Source organism: Herbaspirillum sp. RTI4, assembly GCF_034313965.1.
Classification (GTDB): Bacteria; Pseudomonadota; Gammaproteobacteria; order Burkholderiales; family Burkholderiaceae_D; genus Herbaspirillum.
Genome location: NZ_JAVIWQ010000002.1, coordinates 117,070 through 137,854, shown reverse-complemented (window position 1 = coordinate 137,854; position 20,785 = coordinate 117,070). Strand labels below are relative to the sequence as shown.

Here is a 20,785-nt window from a genome sequence, read left to right as displayed (position 1 = left end):
GGGCTGAACAAGATCGTCAATAGGAGCGACGGCGCAAGGAGCTTGCGGCTGGTTTTGCGGGCGGCGCGTCGGAAGTGGGCAGTCATTTTCATGGCGTTGTCCCCATACCCGCCAGCTCCAGACGAGTGCGTCGTCCGGTCTCGCCGGGTTCTTCCAGTTCAACGGCTATCGCGCTGATGCGTTGCACCCGGTAGCGCCCGTCAGCGATGGTTTCACCCACCGCCACGCGCTGGAGCAGCGGGCCGATTTGCAGTAATGCGTAGCGAACGCCGGTTTGTTCCAGTGTGCCGACCATACGTATCCGTTGTGTCGGCGTGGCGGCGATATTGTTGCCGGATGAGGGGGCAGGTTCGTGTGCGGTACTTTCCCCGCGCCGGAAGGCGGGTGACACGTTGGTGGGATTAAAGGGATCGGGATTGCCGATGCCCATTGCGGTTGATCCGGCTAGGGAGGCAATTTGTGATGCCGGCGAGGACCTTGCTGGCACGGCGACTGGTGCGGCCTTGACCGATGTTTGTACCGTATTGATCCATTGCTGCACATCCGCGATGGTGTCTGGTTCTACGGTGCCGCTGTGGCAACCTCCCAGTACGACTAGTAACAGCGCGCTCCATGCGCCGTATTGCCCCCCTGAATGCAGCCTGCTTTGCTTCATTGCTTTCCTTTTGCTTGCGTAATCTCGGAGTCGAGGCGGCGATAGGCGGTGGCGTTTGCCTCTAGCAGAAGGTCGCCGTTTTGTGGTCGCGCCTGCACATGCAGCTCGGACAGCGTGACGAGGTGAGACATGGCGGCGACATCGGCGAGGAAGTCGCTGATGCCCTTATAGCTGCCGGACGCGACGATGGCGAGAGGCAATTCGGCATAGTGTTCACGGAGGGCGGTTGCGCCCGGTTTGAATTTCTCGAAGCGCAAGCCATGTGTGGCTCCCAGCCGGGTCAGTTCGGAGAGCAGCGTGTCGCTTGTGGTCTCTTGCGGCAACTGGGCGTCCAGCGTTTGCATGCGAGTGCCGATGCTGAGTTTGCGTTGCGTCGTGGCGGCGTTCAGATTGACGGCTTGCTGCAACTTGCTGCGGTAGTCTTCTTTCATGGCGAGTTCACGCATGCTGGCTGCTTGCAGTGCTTCGCCTTGCGGCAGGATGAGCAGTACCCAGCCGCCAGCCAACAACAAGATGAACAGCACGCTCAGACATGCAGCGCGCCACCGCAGTGGCCACTGTCCAGGAGGATGCCGGAGCGTGCTGCCATATTCCAGGAAATGCTCTTTCAAGGCCGGAAGGCTGCTGATCAGTTTATTCATGTCCCTCTTGCCGGATGAAGATGCCTTGTTGTCCGTACGGAGTGATCGGCAGGGGGCGCTGCCGACGTTTCTGACAAGGGCGTGAGTTCGAGTTCGATTCTGAAATCGACGCCGGTCTGTTCGGCTGTCGTACTGTCTGATGCTGTGCTGCTTGATGGTGTATTGCCTGAGGCTGTACCACCCGGTGCCGGGTTGTGGAGTAATTCCTGCAATGCGGGGCGGCCCAGATTGGGCGCATCGCGCAATTGCTGCATCAGGCGTGCAACCGGTTCGCTGGAGTCGGCATAACCGTTCAGCGTGACACGCTGCGCTTGTTGCCGTATCGATTGCAGCACGATGCGCGGAGGGATCAGGGCGGCGATGTCGTGCAGCAGCCTTGTTGTCTGCTGGCGCTGCTGTTGCAGGCGTTCCAGCGCGGTCAGGCGCAGCTCCATGCGTTCGAGTTCGGTCTGCTGTGCGGTGAGGGCCTTAATTTTTTGTTTCAGCGCTTGCGTGTGATGGCCCAGCAGTTGTGCGCGTGCGTTCATTTTTTCTTGCTGCTGTGCATGCAGGAAGTACGCAAGCAATACCAGCGATAGTGCGATGCTCAGTGTGGCGATAAGCAGGCGATAAAAATCGCGTGTACGCCGCTGTCTCTGCCAGGCGCGATGCGGGAGGAGATTGAGCTGGCGCATCAGTCGAAGCGACGCAGTGCCAGGCCGCACGCTACCAGATAAGCGCTGGCTTGCTCATGGGCTGCGGGGATGACGGTGGAAGAGCGGGTGAGCATTCCTTCAAAGGGATCGACGAGGGCGGCGGGGATGCCGCAGCTGTCGCTCATGGCGGTGGCCATCCCGGGCAGAGTAGCTGTTTCTCCGGCGAGAAAAATGCGCTGGATGGATTGGCTACCGGTGGCGTTTTCGCAGAGTTGCAGCGCTTGCCTGACTTCGCGTGCGGCCAGTGCGATGAAGGGTTGCAGCAGCGCATTTTCGTAGTCGTCCGGCAGTACGTTGGTTGTTTGTCCCAGCCGGGCTTCGTGGTGCAGGTAGCCGTAGCGTTCCATCAGCTGCCGGGTTAAGTGCGCGCTGCTGATTTCCAGTTCGCGTTCGTGCAGGATGCTTTCCCCTTGCAGCAGCAGTATCTGGGCGCTGTGTGATCCCAGTTGCAGTAGGACTGTTGGGTGACGTTCTGCTTTGGGCTGCCGCATGGCGGCGGGTAAACGCATCAGTGCGTTGAGTGCTGCGTAGGAGTCGCAATCGACAATGACGGCATCGAGGTTGGCGGCCCGGGCGAGTGCGGTGCGTTCGGCCACCTGTTCGCGGCGCGCTGCGGCCAGTTTGATTTCGCATTCGCCGTTCGCATCGGGTGCCGCGGCGGAAACCTCAAAGTCCAGACATATTTCTTCTGGTCCGAACGGTAGAAAACGATGCGCTTCGTTTTCCACCTGAAGTTCCATATGCTCTTCTGTGAGGCCTGCCGGCAATCGGATTTTGCGGGAGATGATGGCATTTGCCGGTAGTCCCATGGCGACCCGAGTGGTGCGGGTACGGCTGGTTTTCCAAAGCCGCTTGAGTGCAAGGACGACTTGTTCGGGATTGCTTATGCGCTGATCGACGATGGCGCCCTGTGGCAACGGTTCGGCGGCGGCGCATTCCAGATGCACGATGCCGTTATGGCTGCGCGACAGTTCCACCATCCTGATTTCAGACGCTTCAATGTCCAGTCCGGCAAGCGACTCGTGCTGCGAATGGAAAAATCGTGGGACGTAAAACATGAGGGAAGAAGGCGACCCGTGAGGGTTCCACACAGAAAAAGTTGGCATGATAATAATTTACCAATGGCAACTTTTGTGGGGTTTTGTCATGCGCCCCGATTTTTAAATCGGCGATTTGTGATTAGTCAGAAAGGCTTCTATGGATGTCTCGATGGACTTCAGGTTTCGCTCCATTGACGCATCAGATTGTGATAGCAGCCGATCAGACTGCGGCGCGCCTGGCTGTCGGCTTGCGTCTGGTTGAGTGTCTGGATTGCGGTATCCATCTCGTGCAAGATGCTGCGTTGCGCATCGTCGCGCACCAGACTTTGCACCCAGAAAAAACAACCGGTGCGCACGCCGCGTGTGATGGGCCTTACCTGATGCAGGCTGGTGGCGGGGTAGACCACCATATCGCCGGCTTCCAGTTTGATGGAATGGGTGCCGTAGGTGTCGATGATTTCCAACTCGCCGCCGTCGTAGGCGTCGCGGTCGGACAGAAAGAGGGTGGCGGAGATGTCGGTGCGGAGTTTGCGGCCGTCGTGCGGGTGGATGCGGACGCTGCCGTCGACATGTTCGCCGAAGTACATGTGTTCGCCGTAGCGGTTGAACATCGGCGGATAGACCATATTGGGCAGGGCGGCGCTGATGAATAGCGGGTGGCGTTCCAGCGCGGTCAGGATGATCTGCTGGCATTGCAGTGCCAGGTCAGAAAACTCATCAATCTGTTGATTGCATTTGACAGGCGCGCCTTGATAGCCGGCCGTGATGCGGCCGTCTATCCAGGCCTCGCCGGCATGCTCCAGCAACTGCCGGATTGCGCGCAGTTGCTGGGTGTCGAGTACTTTGGGGATGGTAACGAGCATGCCGGTTTCTTTCGTACGGGTTTACATGCGGTAGGTGAGGGAGAGCATCGCCGTGCGTCCGCTGCCCGGTACTGAACGTCCGCCATCGGATTGGATCAGCGAGTCGTAATACATTTTGTTGCTCAGGTTGAACAGGTTGAAGCGGATATCGTATTTCGGTTGCAGGTAGGCGATGGTGGCATCCCAGCGCGTATAGCCGCCGACCTGTACCGTGTTGGTCGCGTTAGCGAACCGTTCGGACATATAAGTGGGGCCGCCACCAATTTGCCAGTTTGGCGTGAGGTCGTAGGTACTCCAGGTGGTCAGGGTATGTTTCGGCGTGTTGACCGGGACTTTGCCGAGCGTGCCATCGGTGGCGGAAGCAGCCGTGACCTGCGCATCGAGGTAGGTGTAGCTGGAGGCAATTTGCCAGTTCTTGGTGAGGCGTCCGGTGGCGCCGCCACGCAGGCCGTTGACCTTGACCGCGCCGCTGACTTCATATACGCCGGTGGCCACCTGGCTGCGGGCGTTTTCTTTCTGGATCTGGAATATTGCCGAGTTCAGGGACAGGTTTTCCGCGACATCCCACTTCCCGCCTAATTCATACGAACGGTTTTTTTCCGGCGCCAGATTCTGCTGGCCGACGGTGCCGACCAGTTGTTCCAGGGAGGGATTGAACGAGGTGCCATACGAAAGGTAGTACGACTGCGCTTCGGTCGGTTGCCAGATGCTGCCCAGCCGCACGCTGGTGAAGTTGACGGTCTGATTGGCGTAACCGAGCGATCTGCTGCTGGCAATGGAGTTGGTGATGCTGGCGATGTATTTGTCATAGCGCAAACCGCCGACCAGTTTAAACTGATCGTTCAGGGCCACGGTGTCGTTGGCATAGACGGCCAATGTGTTGGCGGAACCGCCGGCGCGGTTGCCTGCGGTGCTGGCCACGTTGGCGTCGGCGGCGCTGTACTGTGGATTCGACAGCGAGGTACAAGCGACATAGCCGGTGGTGGCGCCGGCGGCGTTCAGAGGTACGCCGTTACAACTGCCGTTACGGTAATAACTTTGATTGTCGTAGCCATCGTGGCCAACTTCTACGCCGAGGATGACATCATGTTTGATGCTGCCGGTGTTGAATTTGGCGGCCAGCTCGGTCTGGTTGAAGATCGAGTAATCGGTGATGTCGCGGTCATGGCTCTGGGCTTGTACCGAGAGGCTGCTTAGCGGCAGGCTGCTGACCGGAGTGGCCAGGGCGGTATAGCCTTTGGAGGAGACCGTGCCTATGCCTTGCGGCGCGGTTTCGACGGCGCTGGTTTTGACGTAATTCAACTGCGTCTGGCTGCGCACGATCAGATCGGGCGTGATCTTGTGTTTGATGGTGGCGTTGAATGAGGCGACGTCCTGGTCGGTATGGTCGCTGTTGAGGCCGTAGGCGGTATCGCGGCCGACATTGGCCGGATGGCCGTTGAGCGGCGGCTGGCCGTAGTCGGGCATGTCGTGGTTATGTTGCAGCAGCGCGGACAGGTTGATTTCGGTCGGGGTGCCGATGCCGAAGGCGTAGGAGGCCGCTATTCCGCCATCCTGCACCTTGGTCTGGTCGCGGGTGCTGGCATTGCCACTTTGCAGCATGCCCGATACCCGCACTGCCGAGGTGTCGGACAGCACATGGTTGTAGTCGGCCGTGGTGCGGTACAGGCTGTTGGTAGTGGCTGAGGTGGAGACTTCTGCCGATTCCTTGAGGTTGGCTTTTTTCGTTACCTGATTGATGACGCCGCCGGTTGATCCCCGTCCGAACAGCATCGATGACGGTCCCATCAATACTTCCACCTGGTCGATGGCAAAGGTGTCGCGGTAGTACTGGCCGCGATCGCGGAAACCATCCATATAGATATCGGTGCGGGCGGAGAAGCCGTTCAGATTGATGTTGTTACCGATTTGCCCGCCTTCTGCGCCACCGAGCGTGATGCCTGAAACATTGCGCAGGGCATCGGCCAGCGAGGTGGCTCCTTGCGATTGCAGCAGCGCTTTGTTGATCACGACCACCGATTGCGGTACGTCATGCAGATCGGCTGGCAATTTGGTGATGGTGGCGGAGTTGCTGTTGAAGTCAGTGCGGTTTCCCTGCACCACGACTTCATCGAGCACGACGGGTTTGCCGTTGGCGGATGTTGCGGGGGGAGCTACTTGTGCGTAGAGCGGGAGTGGTGCGGCAAACAGGGTAACGAGGGCAGCAGCAATAGGGGTGAGTCGGGTCATGGTAGTCGCCAAAAGTGAGTCCGCCCGAAGCGGGCAGAAAATTTGGCTGGCTGGAACGGCGGAATCTGCCGTGATGCTGGCTACTGAAAAATAGATATAGAATTTGTACTAATTATAATGAGAACTATTATCATTATCAAATAGAAATTGATTGAGTCTGTCCGTTGCGTCTCCTATTTGCCACATTTCCGGCCTCTATTTTGGTAAATATGGTGAATACAGTGAGATAAACTACGGTACAAATCTTAATGAGAATAATTTGCATTTGCGAGGCAAGTGTGGAATAGTCTTCACCCATCCGTCGCATATTGGCGATATTCCATTCCATTTCTTATGACGCCACACGCCACTTCCCCCGACCTTCGCGGACAACAAAGACGCGCTTTTTGGCTTCGACATTTGCATCAATGGCACTGGATCAGTTCCGCGCTGTGTCTGCTGGCGATGCTGTTATTTGCAGTCACCGGTTTCACGCTGAATCATGCGACGCAAATTGAATCAAAGGCGCGCGTGGAAAACCGCAAGGAGCAATTGCCTGCACCACTGCGCGAGGAAATCGCCCGCTCTGGTCATGCTGATAAAGACCCGCTGCCGGCCAACTTGCGCGTCTGGCTGGAGCAAGATTTCGCTATTCGCGTGAATAGTCAAAACGTCGAATGGAGTCCTGAAGAAATTTATCTGGCACTGCCGCGTCCCGGCGGCGACGCCTGGCTGCGCATAGACAGAGCCAGCGGTGAAGTCGAATATGAAACAACCGACCGCGGCTGGATTTCCTATTTCAACGACTTGCACAAGGGGCGCAATACCGGCTCCGTCTGGAGCTGGTTCATCGACCTGTTTGCCGGCGCTTGTCTGGTGTTTTGTCTAACCGGATTATTCCTGTTGCAACTGCACGGCGGCAACCGGCCGGCAACATGGCCCATGGTGGCATTCGGACTGGTTCTACCCCTGCTGTTAGTTATTCTCTTCATTCATTAACCCATCTGTATTGCGAGGACAGAACATGCGCATTTCCATCCATTGTTTACTGCCATTGGCGCTGACCGGCATGGTCACCGGCGCTGCCGCCAGCGAACTGAATTTAAAAATAGACATACCCAAAATCAATGTGGCGGAATATCACCGTCCTTATACCGCCGTCTGGATCGAAGCGGCGGATCAGACCGTCCCTGCCACGCTGGCGGTCTGGTATGACGTGAAACACAAAGACAATGGCGGCGAAAAATGGCTGAAAGATCTGCGCCAATGGTGGCGACGGGCGGGGCGCGATGTGCATATGCCGGTTGACGGCGTCAGCGGCGCAACGCGGACGGTAGGCGAGCAGCAGCTCAGCTTTAATTCAGTCAAGGGGCCGCTGGAAAAACTGCCTGCGGGGAATTACCAGTTACTGGTGGAATCCGCCCGCGAAAACGGCACGCATGAAATCGTCAAATTGCCGTTCCAATGGCCGCCGAAAAACGCACAAAGCACGACTGCACGCGGCGTCCTGGAATTGGGCGCGGTCACACTGGAACTCAAGCCCTGAGCGTGCAGCGCCCATCCAATCTGAAAAAAGGAAACACCATGAAATTAATCGCGCAATGTGCCGCGCTGATGTTGAGCGTCTGTCTGCCGTTTTCCGCGCAGGCGCACCGCAGCTGGCTACTGCCATCGGGAACTGTATTTTCCGGAGCGGATATGTCGGTTGTCGTCGATGCCGCAGTCTCAACCCAGTTATTTGATTTTGACCATTTCCCCTTGCGGCTTGACGGCTTGACGGTACAAGGACCGGACGGTACCGCCATCCAGCCGGACAACCGGAGCAGCAGCAAATATCGCAACAGTTTCGATGTGCGGCTGGCGCAACCGGGGACCTATAAAATCGCAGTGGCAAGCAACGATCTGCGGGCACGCTACCAGCTCAACGGTCAGCCCAAAAACTGGCGCGGCAATGCCGCCACGTTCGCCAAAGAGATTCCCGCCAACGCCGAAGGGCTGGTCGTGACTGAATTACAGGGACGGGTGGAAACTTTCGTGACCGCCGGCAAGCCCAGCCGACAAGTACTCGCCACGACCGGCGCCGGACTAGAAATGGCGGCCATCACGCATCCTGACGATCTGATGGCGGGCGACAAAGCCAGCTTCCGCCTGCTGCTCGACGGCAAACCGGCCGCTGGGGTACCAGTGACTGCCACCTTGGGTGGAGAGCGCTATCGTGACAAGACGATCAGCGTCAGTGCCGTGACCGGCCAGGACGGCGTATTCAGTCTCCTCTGGCCGCAAGCCGGCATGTATGCGCTGGAAGCGGCGGTCAAGGATGAGAAAACGTCCTTCAAACCCGCGAGTGAGCGTCGGGCTTCGTATACAGTCACACTGGAAGTACTCCCGCAATAAGCGACCATAACGATGAACCGAGTGTATATCCCTGCTGCAATGACATCGCCACCGCGTGCGCCCGATCACGGCGTGTTGCAGCATTTGCATGGCCTGACGATGGGAACGAGCTGGTCGGTCAAATTACTGCTCCCCCCTGCGCTGGCCATACAGACCATCCATGCCGGCATACAGCAACAGCTCGACGAAGTCGTCGCGCAAATGAGTCACTGGGACCCGGACTCCGACCTGAGCTGCTTCAATCGGACTACGGCAGGGCAATGGCATCAAACGCCGCCCGGCATGTTCGCCGTAGTCGATTGCGCGCTGCGCGTGGCGCAGGCCTCAGGCGGCGCATACGACCCCACGATCGGCGCCTTGGTCAATCGGTGGGGGTTTGGCCCATCCACACCCGGCCAGGCCGAGCCGAGCCGCAGCAAGGTCCCGGACGCCGACGAAATTGCCGCCTTGCGCAGCCGCGCCGGATGGCAGCGCATCCAGCTCGACCGCGCACAAAGCCGCATTTTTCAGCCGGGCGGCATAGCGCTGGATTTATCGTCCATTGCCAAGGGTTACGGCGTCGATCAGGTTGCCCGTTATTTGCAGTCCATGCAGATAGCGAGTTATCTGGTTGAGGTCGGCGGTGAGCTGCGCGGGCAAGGTCTCAAAGCCGACGGCCAGCCATGGTGGGTGGCGCTGGAGCAGCCACCATCGCCGGATACCGCAAACATACAGGCTAGCGATACTTCGGTGACCGGCGCAGCCATCGCGGCTTTGTATGGTTTGTCGATAGCGACTTCGGGCGATTACCTCCGCTATTTCGAAGTTGATGGAAAACGCTATTCACACACCATTGATCCGCGTAGCGGTTACCCGATTGCGCACGGGCTGGCGGCGGTGACGGTGCTGCATTCTGAATGCATGATGGCCGACGCGCTGGCGACCGCTTTGATGGTGCTGGGTACTGAGGCCGGGATGGTTCTGGCTCAACGTCTGCAACTGGCAGCAGTGTTCACAGAACCGGGCGCGCAGAGTGGGTTTGCCGAGCGTTTGTCGCCGGCCATGCAGGCGATGCTGGAATGAGTCACACATGGGCGGCATCAACGGTGGTTCTGGTCTACGCCCTGTTTTGCCTGACGGTCTGGCGACGCCATCGACGTGCGCAGCATCATTTTCCCGACAGACAAAAACCGGCAGGCAAGACCGATGCGACCGTCATCGTCTTTGCCAGTCAAACCGGTTATGCCGAACAGCTCGCCTGGCAATCGGCTGAAACGCTGATCGGCGCGAATCTGGACGTCAGCGTCGTATCGTTGGGGACACTCGACCTGTCGCAACTGCGCGCCGCGCAGCGCATGCTGTTTGTCGTCAGCACCACCGGCGACGGCGATGCGCCCGATAGCGCAGCCGCATTTGTGCGCGGCGTGCTGCGCCAACAAACGGATCTGTCGCATCTGCGCTATGCCGTGCTGGCGCTGGGCGACCGCAGCTACCCGCAGTTTTGCGCCTTCGGTCATGCGCTGGAACAATGGCTCAAGGAGCAGGGCGCGCAGGCTTTGTTCGAACGCATCGAAGTCGACAATTACGATACCCACGCATTGCAGCACTGGCAGCAGCAACTGGCCGTGCTTGGCGGACGCGTTGAAGCAGCCGGCTGGGGCGCGCCACGATACGCGCAGTGGCGGCTGATGGAGCAGCATCATCTCAATCCCGGCAGTCCCGGCGCACCGGCATTCCACCTGAGGCTGCAACTCCCCGTCAATGCTCCCGACTGGGAGGCCGGCGATATTGCCCAAATTGCCGTGCGCAATGATCCCGCAGTTTGCCGCGCTGTGGCGGATAGTTTGGGTCTGGACGGCGACAGCATAGTGACTGACAAAGGGCAGCCAGTCAGTTTGCAGCAGGCGCTGGAAACGCGCTGCCTGCGTGAAATTCAAGACCAAATACAGAACAAGCGCAGCGACTTAAACGGCATCACCCCACAGGATTTTCTAGAACGCTTGCCGATGCTGGCACCGCGTGATTATTCAATTGCCTCGTTGCCATCCGACGGGCGGCTGGAGCTGCTTGTACGGCAGGTGCGCAATGCCGATGGCAAACATGCGGTCGGTTCCGGCTGGCTCACAGCCTTGAATGCACCCGGGGCAGCGATTGACCTGAGCATCCGGCGCAATCGCAGCTTCCATCCGCCAGAGGACGATAGACCCTTGATCCTGATCGGTAACGGCACAGGGATAGCAGGCTTGCGCGCCCATTTGAAATTGCGGGCGCGGCGCGGTCATCATCGCAACTGGTTGCTATTCGGTGAACGTAGCGAGGCGCATGACGGACTTTATCGCGAAGAGCTGGAACGCTGGCAGGCCGAAGGCGTGTTGCAGCGCGTGGATCTGGCGTATTCGCGCCACACGGAAGATCCCGCCTATGTCCAGGACAAGCTGCGGCAGGCGGCGACCACACTGCATCATTGGGTGGCAGAGGGCGCAGCGATTTATATTTGCGGCAGTCTCACCGGCATGGCCAGCGGCGTGGCCGACGTCATGGACGAGGTGCTGGGCGCGGAGACAGTGCAACGCCTTACCGAGGTAGGGCGCTACCGTCGCGACGTCTACTGAAACCGCTGATTAAGCTACTGCGCGGCGCAATCTCAGGGCTGCGATGCTCACCGTACTCAAGTACGGCTGCGCTTCTTACCCTGACCTTGCGCCGCTCGCTACGCTTACTCAGCGGTTTCGGTGCGGTAGGTTTGGGGGAGGGGAAACTACTGCGCGGCGCAATCTCAGGGCTGCGATGCTCACCGTACTCAAGTACGGCTGCGCTTCTTGCCCTGACCTTGCGTCGCTCGCTACGCTTACTCAGCGGTTTCGGTGCGGTGTGTGGGGAAAGAAGAAAACTGCTCCGCGGTGGAATTTCAGTGCTGCGATGCTCACCGTACTCAACAAGTACGGCTGCGCTTCTTGCCCTGACCTTGCGTCGCTCGCTACGCTTACTCAGCGGTTTCGGTGCGGTAGGTTTGGGGGAGGGGAAACTACTGCGTGGCGCAATCTCAGGGCTGCGATGCTCACCGTACTCAAGTACGGCTGCGCTTCTTGCCCTGACCTTGCGTCGCTCGCTACGCTTACTCAGCGGTTTCGGTGCGGTAGGTTTGGGGGAGAGGAAACTACTGCGCGGCGCAATCTCAGGGCTGCGATGCTCACCGTACTCAAGTACGGCTGCGCTTCTTACCCTGACCTTGCGTCGCTCGCTACGCTTACTCAGCGGTTTCGGTGCGGTGTGTTGGGGGAAGGGAAACTACTGCGCGGCGCAATCTCAGGGCTGCGATGCTCACCGTACTCAAGTACGGCTGCGCTTCTTACCCTGACCTTGCGCCGCTCGCTACGCTTACTCAGCGGTTTCGGTGAGGTAGGTTTGGGGGAGGGGAAACTACTGCGCGGCGCAATCTCAGGGCTGCGATGCTCACCGTACTCAACAAGTACGGCTGCGCTTCTTACCCTGACCTTGCGCCGCTCGCTACGCTTACTCAGCGGTTTCGGTGCGGTAGGTTTGGGGGAGGGGAAACTACTGCGCGGTGGAATCTCAGGGCTGCGATGCTCACCGTACCCAAGTACGGCTGCGCTTCTTACCCTGACCTTGCGCCGCTCGCTACGCTTACTCAGCGGTTTCGGTGCGGTGCGTTGGGGGAGGGGGAAACCACTGTGTTGAGTAATCTCAGGGCTGTGCTTGCTCTGAGATTCTTTGATGCAGTGATGAGACGTTCTCTACCACTGCATTAAAAAACTCTATATCCGCCCTTATTCAGCGGCAGACTCTTTCGGTTTTGCGGCTTCGCGACGGTTATAGCCGGCGACCATTTCAAAGCGGAATAGACGGCATTCCAGCGCGCCGTTGAAAAACGGGGTTTTGCGGGTTTCTTTCAGGCGCAGCAGTTTGGGCAGCGTCAGATCGCCGGAAAACAGGAATACGTTCCAGCCTGAAAAACGTTGCTTGAGCGTGTCGCCGAAAGCGCTGAAAAAAGCATTGAATACTTCTTCGTTGGGCAGCGCTGCGTCGCCGCGCACGCCTATCCGCTCGCCGTAAGGCGGGTTGGTCAGGATGATGCCCGGCACATCGCTGGGTGGCTTGACTTCCTGTGCTTCGATTTGCTTGAGCGGGACGTCGAACAGGATGCCGGCGCAGCGCAGATTGTGGCGCGTCATGGCTACCATGTCGCCGGAAATATCGCTGCCGAAAATGGTGGGGATGTCCGACATCGGCAGCGGTTTGATGCTGCCCTTGATGGCGGCCCAGGCGTCGCTCTGGAATTGCTGGAATTTCTCAAACGCAAAATGGCGGCGCGCACCGGGTGGAACGCCGGCCAGAATTTGCGCTGCTTCGGCCAGGATGGTGCCGGAACCGCACATGGGGTCGAACAGCACCATGCCGGGCTTCCAGCCGGAAGTGCGCAGCAGACCGGCGGCCAGATTCTCGCGCAAGGGCGCTTCGCCCGTTTCTTCGCGCCAGCCACGTTTGAACAGCGCTTCGCCTGAGGTGTCGAGGTAGAGCGTGAAGTTGCGGGCGTCGAGAAAACCGACGACGCGCATGTCGGGATTTTTGGTATCGACCGATGGCCGCACCTGGAACAGATCGCGGAAACGGTCGCAGATCGCATCCTTGATTTTCAGCGTGGTGAATTCCAGACTGCGCAGCGGCGATTTGACTGCCGTGACATCGACCCGCAGGGTATGTTCGACCGAGAACCAGTTTTCCCATTCCTGTTCCAGCGCCAGATCGTAGATGTCGTTTTCATTCTTGTAGGCGCGGTGGCCCATGCGCAGCAAGACGCGGCTGGCGATGCGCGAGTGAAGGTTGATCCGATAGCTATCGCTGAGCAAGCCGGAGCAATGCACGCCGCCCGGTACCTGGTTATGCACCTTGATGGTGACGGCCGGCGCGGTCAGTTGCGCGATCTCGGCGATTTCTTCGGCGAGGGCGATTTCCAGTCCGCGCGGGCAGGGACAGAAATACGAAAAATTGGTAGTGGAAGAGGGGAGTGTAGTGACTGACATCGGGGGACCTTTTATCCGTGAGTGATGCCGCGCCTCATGGCGCGGTTTGTTTGTTGATAGGACTGACGAAAAAGCCTGCTGGCATTGTTGCATCGCCTTGCCGTACCACTTCGGCAATGCGCCTAGCCAAGGGCCTGTTGCGTAAGTCCTGACTTACTTGGTGCGCTTGTTCCTGCTTGTTGAGGAAACGCTGGTTAAGCTATGTCGCGGCGCTTAACCAGAGATTCCCTTGTTACTTGATTCGCTGCTGTGTTTCTACTTATTTGCTGTCGGTCGCACCTAGTGCGCGGGCAACAAAATCGAGCCTGTCCTGACCCCAGTAGCCTTCGCCATCGACCACATACCACGGCGCGCCGAAGACATTTTCCGCATTCGCCTCATCGGTGAACCTATCAAATTCAGTTTGCACGCTGGCGGTCTCGGCCGACTTGAGCAGATTCTTGCCGTCCAGATCGAAGCGGCTGGCGAAGCTGGCCAGGGTATCGGGATCGGCAATATTCTTTTCTTCGGCCCAGATGCCGGCCATGATCGCGCCGGTCAGTGCCAGCGCGGTGTCGGTGCCGTGGGCGAGTTGGGTGGCGATAATCAGCTTCGCCGCCAGATCGCTTTGCACCGGGAAAAACGCCGGTTGCAGATTCAGCGGCAGGCCCAGATACGCACTCCAGCGCGCCAGTTCCTTGAGCCGGTAGGCTTGCCGCTGTGGAGCGCGCTTGGCTAGCGGCAGGCCGCCGGAGATGGCGAAAGCCTTGCTCAGATCGAAGGGTTTGAGCTGGATTTTGGCGTTGGTTTCGCGGGCAATCTCGACCAGACGCGCATGGCCCAGATAGGCAAAAGGCGAGTGTGGCGCGAAATAATATTCACAGATTTTGCTCATGGTGCTCTCCGGACAACAAGTTTATTTGAACGAGGACTGACGCAAAAGGCCGCTGGCGTTGTTGCCGTGCCTTTGCACTGTCTACGGCAATGCGACTAGCCAGCGACTTTTTGCGGAAGTCCTATGAATGTTGATTAATTTAGAAAGGTTTGACGATGACCAGAATCACGATGGCGAGCAGCAGCAGGACCGGGACTTCATTGAACCAGCGGTACCAGGTATGACTGCGACGGTTCTTGCCCATTTCAAATTTCTTCAGCAGCGAACCGCAGGCGTGGTGATAACCGATGGTCAGCACAACCAGTCCCAGCTTGGCGTGCATCCAGCCGTTACCGGGGCCGACGCCAATACCGTAGCCGACCATCAGCCATACACCCAGCAGCACGGCCGGCACCGCCAGGATGCTGGTGAATCGATATAAGCGGCGCGCCATGCCGAGCAGGCGGGCAGCGGCGACGGCTTCGCTTTCCTGCGCCAGATTGACGAAGATGCGCGGCAGGTAAAACAGACCGGCGAACCAGGAAACGATGAATACGATATGCAGCGCTTTAATCCAGAGCATGGGATTCCTTTCTAGGTGCGGCCGGCGGTTGCCGTGCCGATGCAGCATGTTGCGATGTGAATTACTGGCGAATTACTGACGAATTTGGCCCTGGCCAAGCACGATGTATTTGAGCGAAGTCAGTCCTTCCAGTCCGACCGGTCCGCGCGCATGCAGTTTGTCGGTCGAAATGCCGACTTCGGCACCCAGTCCGTATTCGAAGCCATCGGCGAAGCGGGTCGAGGCGTTGACCATGACCGATGCCGAGTCCACTTCGCGCAAGAAACGCATGGCGCGTGAATAATCTTCGGTGACGATGGTATCGGTATGCTGTGACGACCAGGTATTGATATGCTCAATCGCTTCGCTGACATCGGCCACGATCTTGATTGCCAGAATCGGTGCCAGGTATTCGGTGCTCCAGTCGGCGTCGGTGGCGGCTGTCAGATAAGGGTAGCCGGCCAGCAGGGCGCAGGCTTCGGCGTCGCCGCGCAGTTCGACTTCCTTGGTCTGGTACAGCGCTGCCAGCGGCGGCAGGATGCGTGCAGCGATATCCCGCGCTATCAGCAGCGTTTCCATGGTGTTGCAGGTGCCGTAGCGGTGGCATTTGGCGTTGAAGGCGATATCGAGTGCCTGGTCGGCGTTGGCCTTGTCGTCGATGTAGACGTGGCAGATACCGTCCAGATGCTTGATCATCGGTACCGTGGCTTCCCGGATCAGGCGTTCGATCAGGCCCTTGCCGCCGCGCGGCACGATGATGTCGACGTACTGCGGCATGGTGATGAGCGCACCGACGGCGGCGCGGTCGGTGGTGTCGATCACTTGCACCGCATCTTGCGGCAGGCCGGCGTCGGCCAGCGCTTGCTTGACCAGTTTTGCCAGCGCCTGATTGCAATGCAGCGCTTCCGATCCGCCGCGCAGAATGGCGGCGTTACCGCTTTTGATGCACAGGCCGGCGGCGTCGACCGTGACGTTGGGACGCGCTTCGTAAATGATGCCGATGACGCCCAGCGGTACCCGCATCTGGCCGACCTGGATGCCGGTCGGGCGGTATTTCATGTTCGAGATTTCGCCGATAGGATCGGGCAGGGCTACGATTTGTTCCAGTCCTTGCGCCATGGTGGCGATTGCGGCGTCCGACAGGGCCAGACGGTCGAGCAGCGCCGGTGCCAGACCGGCGGCGCGGGCGGCGTTCATGTCCTGCAGGTTGGCGGCGCGCAGGGCATCGGCGTTGAGCCGGATGGCGGCGGCGAGCAGCGTCAGCGCATGGTTCTTGGTGGCGGTCTCGGCCCTGGCCATGGCGCGTGAGGCCAGGCGGGCGCGGCGGCCAATGTCCAGCATGGTGTGTTCGATGTCCATCAGGGTTTCTTCATTATCGAGGGTTGGCGGTGGGCTGCCTAAGGTCGTGCTGCATCGTCGTGCTGCATGGTCGTACTGTATGGTCGCGCTGCAAGGACAGGGTGCATCGTACCATCCGGCGCAGGGGCTTGACGGGCGCGCTTATTTTCCTCGGGCAACGGTCAGGCTTAACTGGGTCAGGGCATCCCAGGCGTCACCGGCAAAGTCGGGGGCGCGCAGCCCCTTGATCATCTTGTCTATCTGGGCCGCTTGTTGCATGGCGTGTTGCAAGACCGGCAGCGTCAGCCTTCGCAAGGCCGGTTCCATCAGTCGTTCTCGCGGGCCCCAGATCCGGTATTCCTTGAGCAGGATGCCGACGGCTTTGCCTTGCGCCATGCCGGATTTTAACTTCAGCAGCGTGCGGATTTCTTCAGCAACCGCCCATAAGATCAGGGGCAGTGCTTCGCCTTCGCCTTGGAGGCCGGCCATCATCCGGGTCAGACGGGGGATGTCGCCGGTCAGCATCGCTTCGTTGAGCTTGAAGACATCGTAGCGGGCGACGTTGAGGACGGCATCGTGGACTTGCTCGAAATTCAGTTTTCCTGCCCCGTGCAGCAAGCCCAGTTTCTGGATTTCCTGATGCGCGGCCAGCAAATTGCCTTCGACCCGGTCTGCGATGAAGTCGAGTGACTGGCGCTCGGCGCTTTGCTGCTGCGCCGCCATACGCGCCCCTATCCAGGCCGGTAACTGGGCGCGTTCGACCATGGGGATGTCGAGAAATACGCTGGCCTGTTGCAGGCTGGCGACCCAGACCGCTTTTTGCGTGGCCCAGTCGAGCTTGGGCAGGGTAATGATGGTCAGATTGTCGGGGCTCAGATGGGCGGCATAGTCCTGCAAAGCCGCGCCGCCTTCCTTGCCGGGTTTGCCGCCGGGGATGCGCAGTTCTATCAGTTTCTTGTCGCCGAACAAGGATTGCGAGCGATTTGCTTCCAGCAGTTCGCCCCATTTGAAGCTGCGGTCCACGGTGAGCACTTCGCGCTCGGTAAATCCGCTTTCGCGTGCGCGCTGACGGATTTTGTCGGCCGCTTCCATCGCCAGCACATGCTCATCACTGGCGATGACGTACAGCGGCGCCAGCGTTTTCGCCAGATGCGGGGTCAGGGCGTCCAGCTTCAGTAGCATGTCAGTTGTGCGGAATGCTGCTGTCGGCCGGGGTGTCGTCCTCGACCGGTGGTTTGATGCTCGCCAGACGTCGCAGCACCTGTTGCACGGTGTCGGACTGCATGTCGCGGTACAGCAGGACGATTTCCGCCTGTTTGGCCAGTTCCTGATTCGGGTCGTAGGTGATGGTGCGTCGGAGCACGATGGTCGTCGGCTTGAGCAGGGTCTCGCCTGATTTTTCCGTGACGGTAAAGGTGAAGCGCTGGAACAGTTCGTACTCGCGCACACGGCCATCCGAGTTGAGCGTCAGGACTTTTTGTTCGGTGGTGGTGGAGAGGACGCTCAGACGGGCTTCGGCGTCGGCTTGCTCAGTAACAACTTCGACGCCGTTGGCAACGAGGTTGCGCTTGAGCTCCACCAGCAGCGGGGAGGTTAATGGCGAACCCATGTAGATCGACTTGAACGGCAGGTTGGCTTTGCCGCGGACGTGGAAGCCACAGGCGCTCAGCATGAGCGCAGCGACCAGCAGCAGGCACCAGCGCCGCGCTACGAAGAGTGATGAGCAGTGTTTCATGGGTTCAGCCTTTTCCTGATTCAGACGACGATGTTGACCAGCTTGCCGGGGACGACGATGACTTTCTTCGGCGGGCCGCTAAGAAATTTCAGTACGCAGTCGCTGGCCAGCGCCGCTGCTTCAATGGCCGCTTTGTCGGCGCTGCTGGCGACGGTGATGCTGCCGCGCAGTTTACCGTTGACCTGAATCATCATGTCGATTTCGCTTTGTTCCAGCGCGGAGGGGTCAACTTGCGGCCAGTCGGCGTCCAGCAGGTCGCCGGAGCGCAGGCCGAAACCGAGTTCCTGCCACAGCACATGGGTGATGTGCGGCGCAATCGGATTGAGCAGGCGCAAGAAAATCGACAGCGATTCCGCCAGCAACGCGTTCGATACCGGGGTGTCGTCCAGTTTGGCGGCTTCCAGCGTGTTGAGCATTTTCATCGTGGCGGAGACCACGGTGTTGTACTGGATGCGCTGCAAATCGTGGTCGGCTTGTTGCAGGATGCGGTGCACGTCGCGACGCAGCGATTTTTGCGCGTCGTTCAGTTTGCTGCGATCGAGCGCGTCAGCGCCAGCGATGCGGGCGGCATGCGCGTGGGAAAACGCCCATACCCGGCGCAGGAAGCGGTGCGCGCCTTCGACGCCGGCCCCCGACCATTCCAGCGTTTGTTCCGGCGGCGAGGCAAACATGGTGAACAGGCGGGCAGTATCGGCACCGTACTGGTCGATTTGCGCTTGCGGGTCGATGCCGTTGTTTTTCGACTTCGACATTTTCTCCGTGCCGCCAATATGCACTGGCTGGCCGTCGGATTTCAGCAGCGCGGTCAGCGGACGGCCCTTGTCGTCGAAACTCAGTTCGATGTCGGCCGGGTTAAACCAGATTTTTTTGCCGTTGCTTTCTTCGCGGTAATAGGTTTCGTTGAGCACCATGCCTTGCGTGAGCAGGTTGGTGAATGGCTCGTCGAAACTGACCAGACCGAAGTCGCGCATGACCTTGGTCCAGAAGCGGGCGTACAGCAGATGCAGCACGGCGTGTTCGATACCGCCGATGTACTGATCCATCGGCATCCAGTAATCGTTGCGGGCATCGACCATGGACTGCGAGCTGCCGGGCGAGGTGTAGCGCATGTAATACCAGGACGAATCGACGAAGGTGTCCATGGTGTCGGTTTCGCGTCGCGCCGGTTTGCCGCAGCGTGGGCAGTCGACGTGCAGGAATTGCTCATGCTTGTTGAGCGGGTTGCCGCTGCCATCAGGCACGCAGTCTTCCGGCAGAATCACGGGCAGGTCTTTTTCCGGCACCGGGACGTCGCCGCAGTCCTGGCAATGGATGATGGGGATAGGCGTGCCCCAATAGCGCTGGCGCGAGATGCCCCAGTCGCGCAGGCGGTAGGTAATCTTCTTTTCACCGAGATTGAGCGCGGCCAGATCGGCGGCGATGGCAGCGACGGCGGTCGGATAATCCATGCCGTCGTATTTGCCGGAGGCGGTGATGCGGCCGTTTTCCTTGTCGCCATACCATTCCTGCCAGGCGTCGGTGGAATAGGTTTTGCCGGGGACATCGACCACCTGACGGATCGGCAAGTCGTATTTCTTGGCGAAGAGGAAATCGCGTTCGTCGTGCGCCGGTACGCCCATGACTGCGCCGTCGCCATAGGTAATGAGGACGTAATTGCCGACCCAGACGGCGACCTGCTGGCCGGTCAGTGGATGCGTGACGGACAGACCGGTTGGCATACCCTTCTTTTCCATCGTCGCCATGTCGGCTTCGATGACGCTGCCGGTTTTGCATTCGGCGATGAAGGCGGCCAGTGCGGGATTGGTGCGCGCGGCCAGTGTGGCCAGCGCATGTTCTGGTGCGACGGCGCAAAAAGTGACGCCCATGACGGTATCGGCGCGGGTGGTGAATACCCACAATTTGCCGTCGCCGACGGCCTGGCCGTCCTCTTGGATGTCATGCGGGAAGGCGAAGCGCACGCCGGTCGATTTGCCGATCCAGTTGGCTTGCATCAGACGTACCCGCTCCGGCCAGCCGGGCAGTTTGCTGTCGACGTGCGCCAGCAATTCTTCGGCGTAGTCGGTGATCTTGGCGTAGTACATCGGGATTTCGCGCTTTTCGATCAGCGCGCCGGAGCGCCAGCCGCGACCGTCAATAACTTGTTCGTTAGCCAGGACGGTCTTGTCGATCGGATCCCAGTTGACGGTGCCGGTCTTTTTGTAAATGATGCCGCGCTCGAGCATCTTCAGGAACATCCACTGGTTCCATTGGTAGTATTCCGGCGTGCAGGCGGTCATTTCTCGCGACCAGTCGATGGCCAGTCCCATGGACTCCATTTGCTTTTTCATCGCCGCGATGTTGGCGTAGGTCCATTGCGCGGGTGGCACGTTGTTGGCCATGGCGGCGTTTTCCGCCGGCATGCCGAAGGCATCCCAGCCCATCGGCATGAGGACGTTATAACCCCGCATGCGCATGTAGCGATACATCACATCGTTGATGGTGTAGTTGCGCACATGCCCCATGTGCAGCTTGCCGGACGGATACGGCAGCATCGAGCAGGCGAAGAATTTCTTTTTCGGCTGGCCGTTCTTGTCTTGCGCGTGTTCGACGGCCTTGTAGGCGTCGATGGCGGTCCAGTGTTGCTGCGCGAGGTGTTCGACTTCGGCGGGGAGATATTTATCTTGCATGGAGGATGAGGCGAAAGTGGTGTGGAAACCGGCCATTATACTGGCTCGTCGCCCATGAAACGGCGACGCCCGGGCAAGCCGCGGGCGGTCAGGAGCTGTCCGTGCTGCGACAGG

The 20,785-nt window shown here is 59.3% G+C and carries 18 protein-coding genes; 5 read left to right on the top strand and 13 right to left on the bottom strand.

Annotation, left to right across the window (positions count from 1 at the left end):
• Nucleotides 1-88: 88 nt before the first annotated feature.
• The 6 genes from RGU70_RS00840 to RGU70_RS00815 all read right to left on the bottom strand — a co-directional run bounded on the left by RGU70_RS00840 (nt 89) and on the right by RGU70_RS00815 (nt 6,123).
• Complete coding sequence (locus tag RGU70_RS00840) at nt 89-655, bottom strand: pilus assembly protein PilP (RefSeq protein WP_322207543.1); 567 nt, start codon at nt 653-655, stop codon at nt 89-91.
• Nucleotides 652-1,296, bottom strand: coding sequence for a type 4a pilus biogenesis protein PilO (locus RGU70_RS00835; protein WP_322207542.1), 645 nt, complete (start codon nt 1,294-1,296; stop codon nt 652-654). Before RGU70_RS00835 ends, RGU70_RS00840 begins: the two co-directional genes overlap by 4 nt.
• Nucleotides 1,293-1,970, bottom strand: a complete 678-nt coding sequence (locus RGU70_RS00830) for a PilN domain-containing protein (RefSeq protein ID WP_322207541.1) — start codon at nt 1,968-1,970, stop codon at nt 1,293-1,295. The genes RGU70_RS00835 and RGU70_RS00830 overlap by 4 nt, the downstream gene beginning before the upstream one ends.
• Complete coding sequence (gene pilM, locus RGU70_RS00825) at nt 1,970-3,049, bottom strand: type IV pilus assembly protein PilM (protein WP_322207540.1); 1,080 nt, start codon at nt 3,047-3,049, stop codon at nt 1,970-1,972. The genes RGU70_RS00830 and pilM overlap by 1 nt, the downstream gene beginning before the upstream one ends.
• A gap of 158 nt (nt 3,050-3,207) precedes the next feature.
• Complete coding sequence (locus RGU70_RS00820) at nt 3,208-3,894, bottom strand: Fe2+-dependent dioxygenase (RefSeq protein WP_322207539.1); 687 nt, start codon at nt 3,892-3,894, stop codon at nt 3,208-3,210.
• 21 nt (nt 3,895-3,915) lie between these two features.
• Complete coding sequence (locus tag RGU70_RS00815; protein ID WP_322207538.1) at nt 3,916-6,123, bottom strand: TonB-dependent siderophore receptor; 2,208 nt, start codon at nt 6,121-6,123, stop codon at nt 3,916-3,918.
• A gap of 333 nt (nt 6,124-6,456) precedes the next feature.
• Between RGU70_RS00815 and RGU70_RS00810 the strand changes: the two genes are divergently transcribed.
• The 5 genes from RGU70_RS00810 to RGU70_RS00790 are packed head-to-tail and all read left to right on the top strand — an operon-like array spanning nt 6,457 to nt 11,087.
• Nucleotides 6,457-7,101: a PepSY-associated TM helix domain-containing protein gene (locus RGU70_RS00810; protein WP_322207537.1), complete on the top strand. Its 645-nt coding sequence runs from the start codon at nt 6,457-6,459 to the stop codon at nt 7,099-7,101.
• A 25-nt stretch (nt 7,102-7,126) separates the two neighbouring features.
• On the top strand, nt 7,127-7,648 hold the full coding sequence (locus RGU70_RS00805) for a DUF2271 domain-containing protein (RefSeq protein ID WP_322207536.1): 522 nt from the start codon (nt 7,127-7,129) through the stop codon (nt 7,646-7,648).
• A 38-nt stretch (nt 7,649-7,686) separates the two neighbouring features.
• The gene (locus RGU70_RS00800; RefSeq protein ID WP_322207535.1) at nt 7,687-8,496 is read left to right on the top strand and encodes a DUF4198 domain-containing protein; all 810 of its coding nucleotides are present in this window, start codon (nt 7,687-7,689) and stop codon (nt 8,494-8,496) included.
• Between the two features lie 12 nt (nt 8,497-8,508).
• Nucleotides 8,509-9,558 carry an FAD:protein FMN transferase gene (locus RGU70_RS00795; protein WP_322207534.1) on the top strand — a complete coding sequence of 350 codons (1,050 nt, stop codon included), beginning with the start codon at nt 8,509-8,511 and terminating at the stop codon, nt 9,556-9,558.
• Nucleotides 9,555-11,087, top strand: a complete 1,533-nt coding sequence (locus RGU70_RS00790; protein ID WP_322207533.1) for a sulfite reductase flavoprotein subunit alpha — start codon at nt 9,555-9,557, stop codon at nt 11,085-11,087. The genes RGU70_RS00795 and RGU70_RS00790 overlap by 4 nt, the downstream gene beginning before the upstream one ends.
• 1,176 nt (nt 11,088-12,263) lie before the next feature.
• On the opposite strand, the gene RGU70_RS00785 is transcribed toward RGU70_RS00790, so the two are convergent.
• From RGU70_RS00785 to leuS, 7 genes are all read right to left on the bottom strand, one after another.
• Nucleotides 12,264-13,517, bottom strand: coding sequence for a class I SAM-dependent RNA methyltransferase (locus RGU70_RS00785; protein ID WP_322207532.1), 1,254 nt, complete (start codon nt 13,515-13,517; stop codon nt 12,264-12,266).
• Between the two features lie 259 nt (nt 13,518-13,776).
• Entirely contained in the window at nt 13,777-14,391 is a 615-nt protein-coding gene (locus RGU70_RS00780; RefSeq protein ID WP_322207531.1) for a 2-hydroxychromene-2-carboxylate isomerase, read from the bottom strand.
• A gap of 139 nt (nt 14,392-14,530) precedes the next feature.
• Nucleotides 14,531-14,953, bottom strand: coding sequence for a CopD family protein (locus RGU70_RS00775; protein WP_322207530.1), 423 nt, complete (start codon nt 14,951-14,953; stop codon nt 14,531-14,533).
• A 72-nt stretch (nt 14,954-15,025) separates the two neighbouring features.
• Entirely contained in the window at nt 15,026-16,291 is a 1,266-nt protein-coding gene (locus RGU70_RS00770) for a glutamate-5-semialdehyde dehydrogenase (RefSeq protein WP_322207529.1), read from the bottom strand.
• A gap of 141 nt (nt 16,292-16,432) precedes the next feature.
• Nucleotides 16,433-17,452: a DNA polymerase III subunit delta gene (holA, locus tag RGU70_RS00765; RefSeq protein ID WP_322207528.1), complete on the bottom strand. Its 1,020-nt coding sequence runs from the start codon at nt 17,450-17,452 to the stop codon at nt 16,433-16,435.
• A gap of 1 nt (nt 17,453) precedes the next feature.
• Nucleotides 17,454-18,005: an LPS assembly lipoprotein LptE gene (gene lptE / locus RGU70_RS00760; protein WP_322207527.1), complete on the bottom strand. Its 552-nt coding sequence runs from the start codon at nt 18,003-18,005 to the stop codon at nt 17,454-17,456.
• 20 nt (nt 18,006-18,025) lie between these two features.
• Entirely contained in the window at nt 18,026-20,671 is a 2,646-nt protein-coding gene (leuS, locus tag RGU70_RS00755) for a leucine--tRNA ligase (RefSeq protein ID WP_322210655.1), read from the bottom strand.
• Nucleotides 20,672-20,785 lie beyond the last annotated feature (114 nt).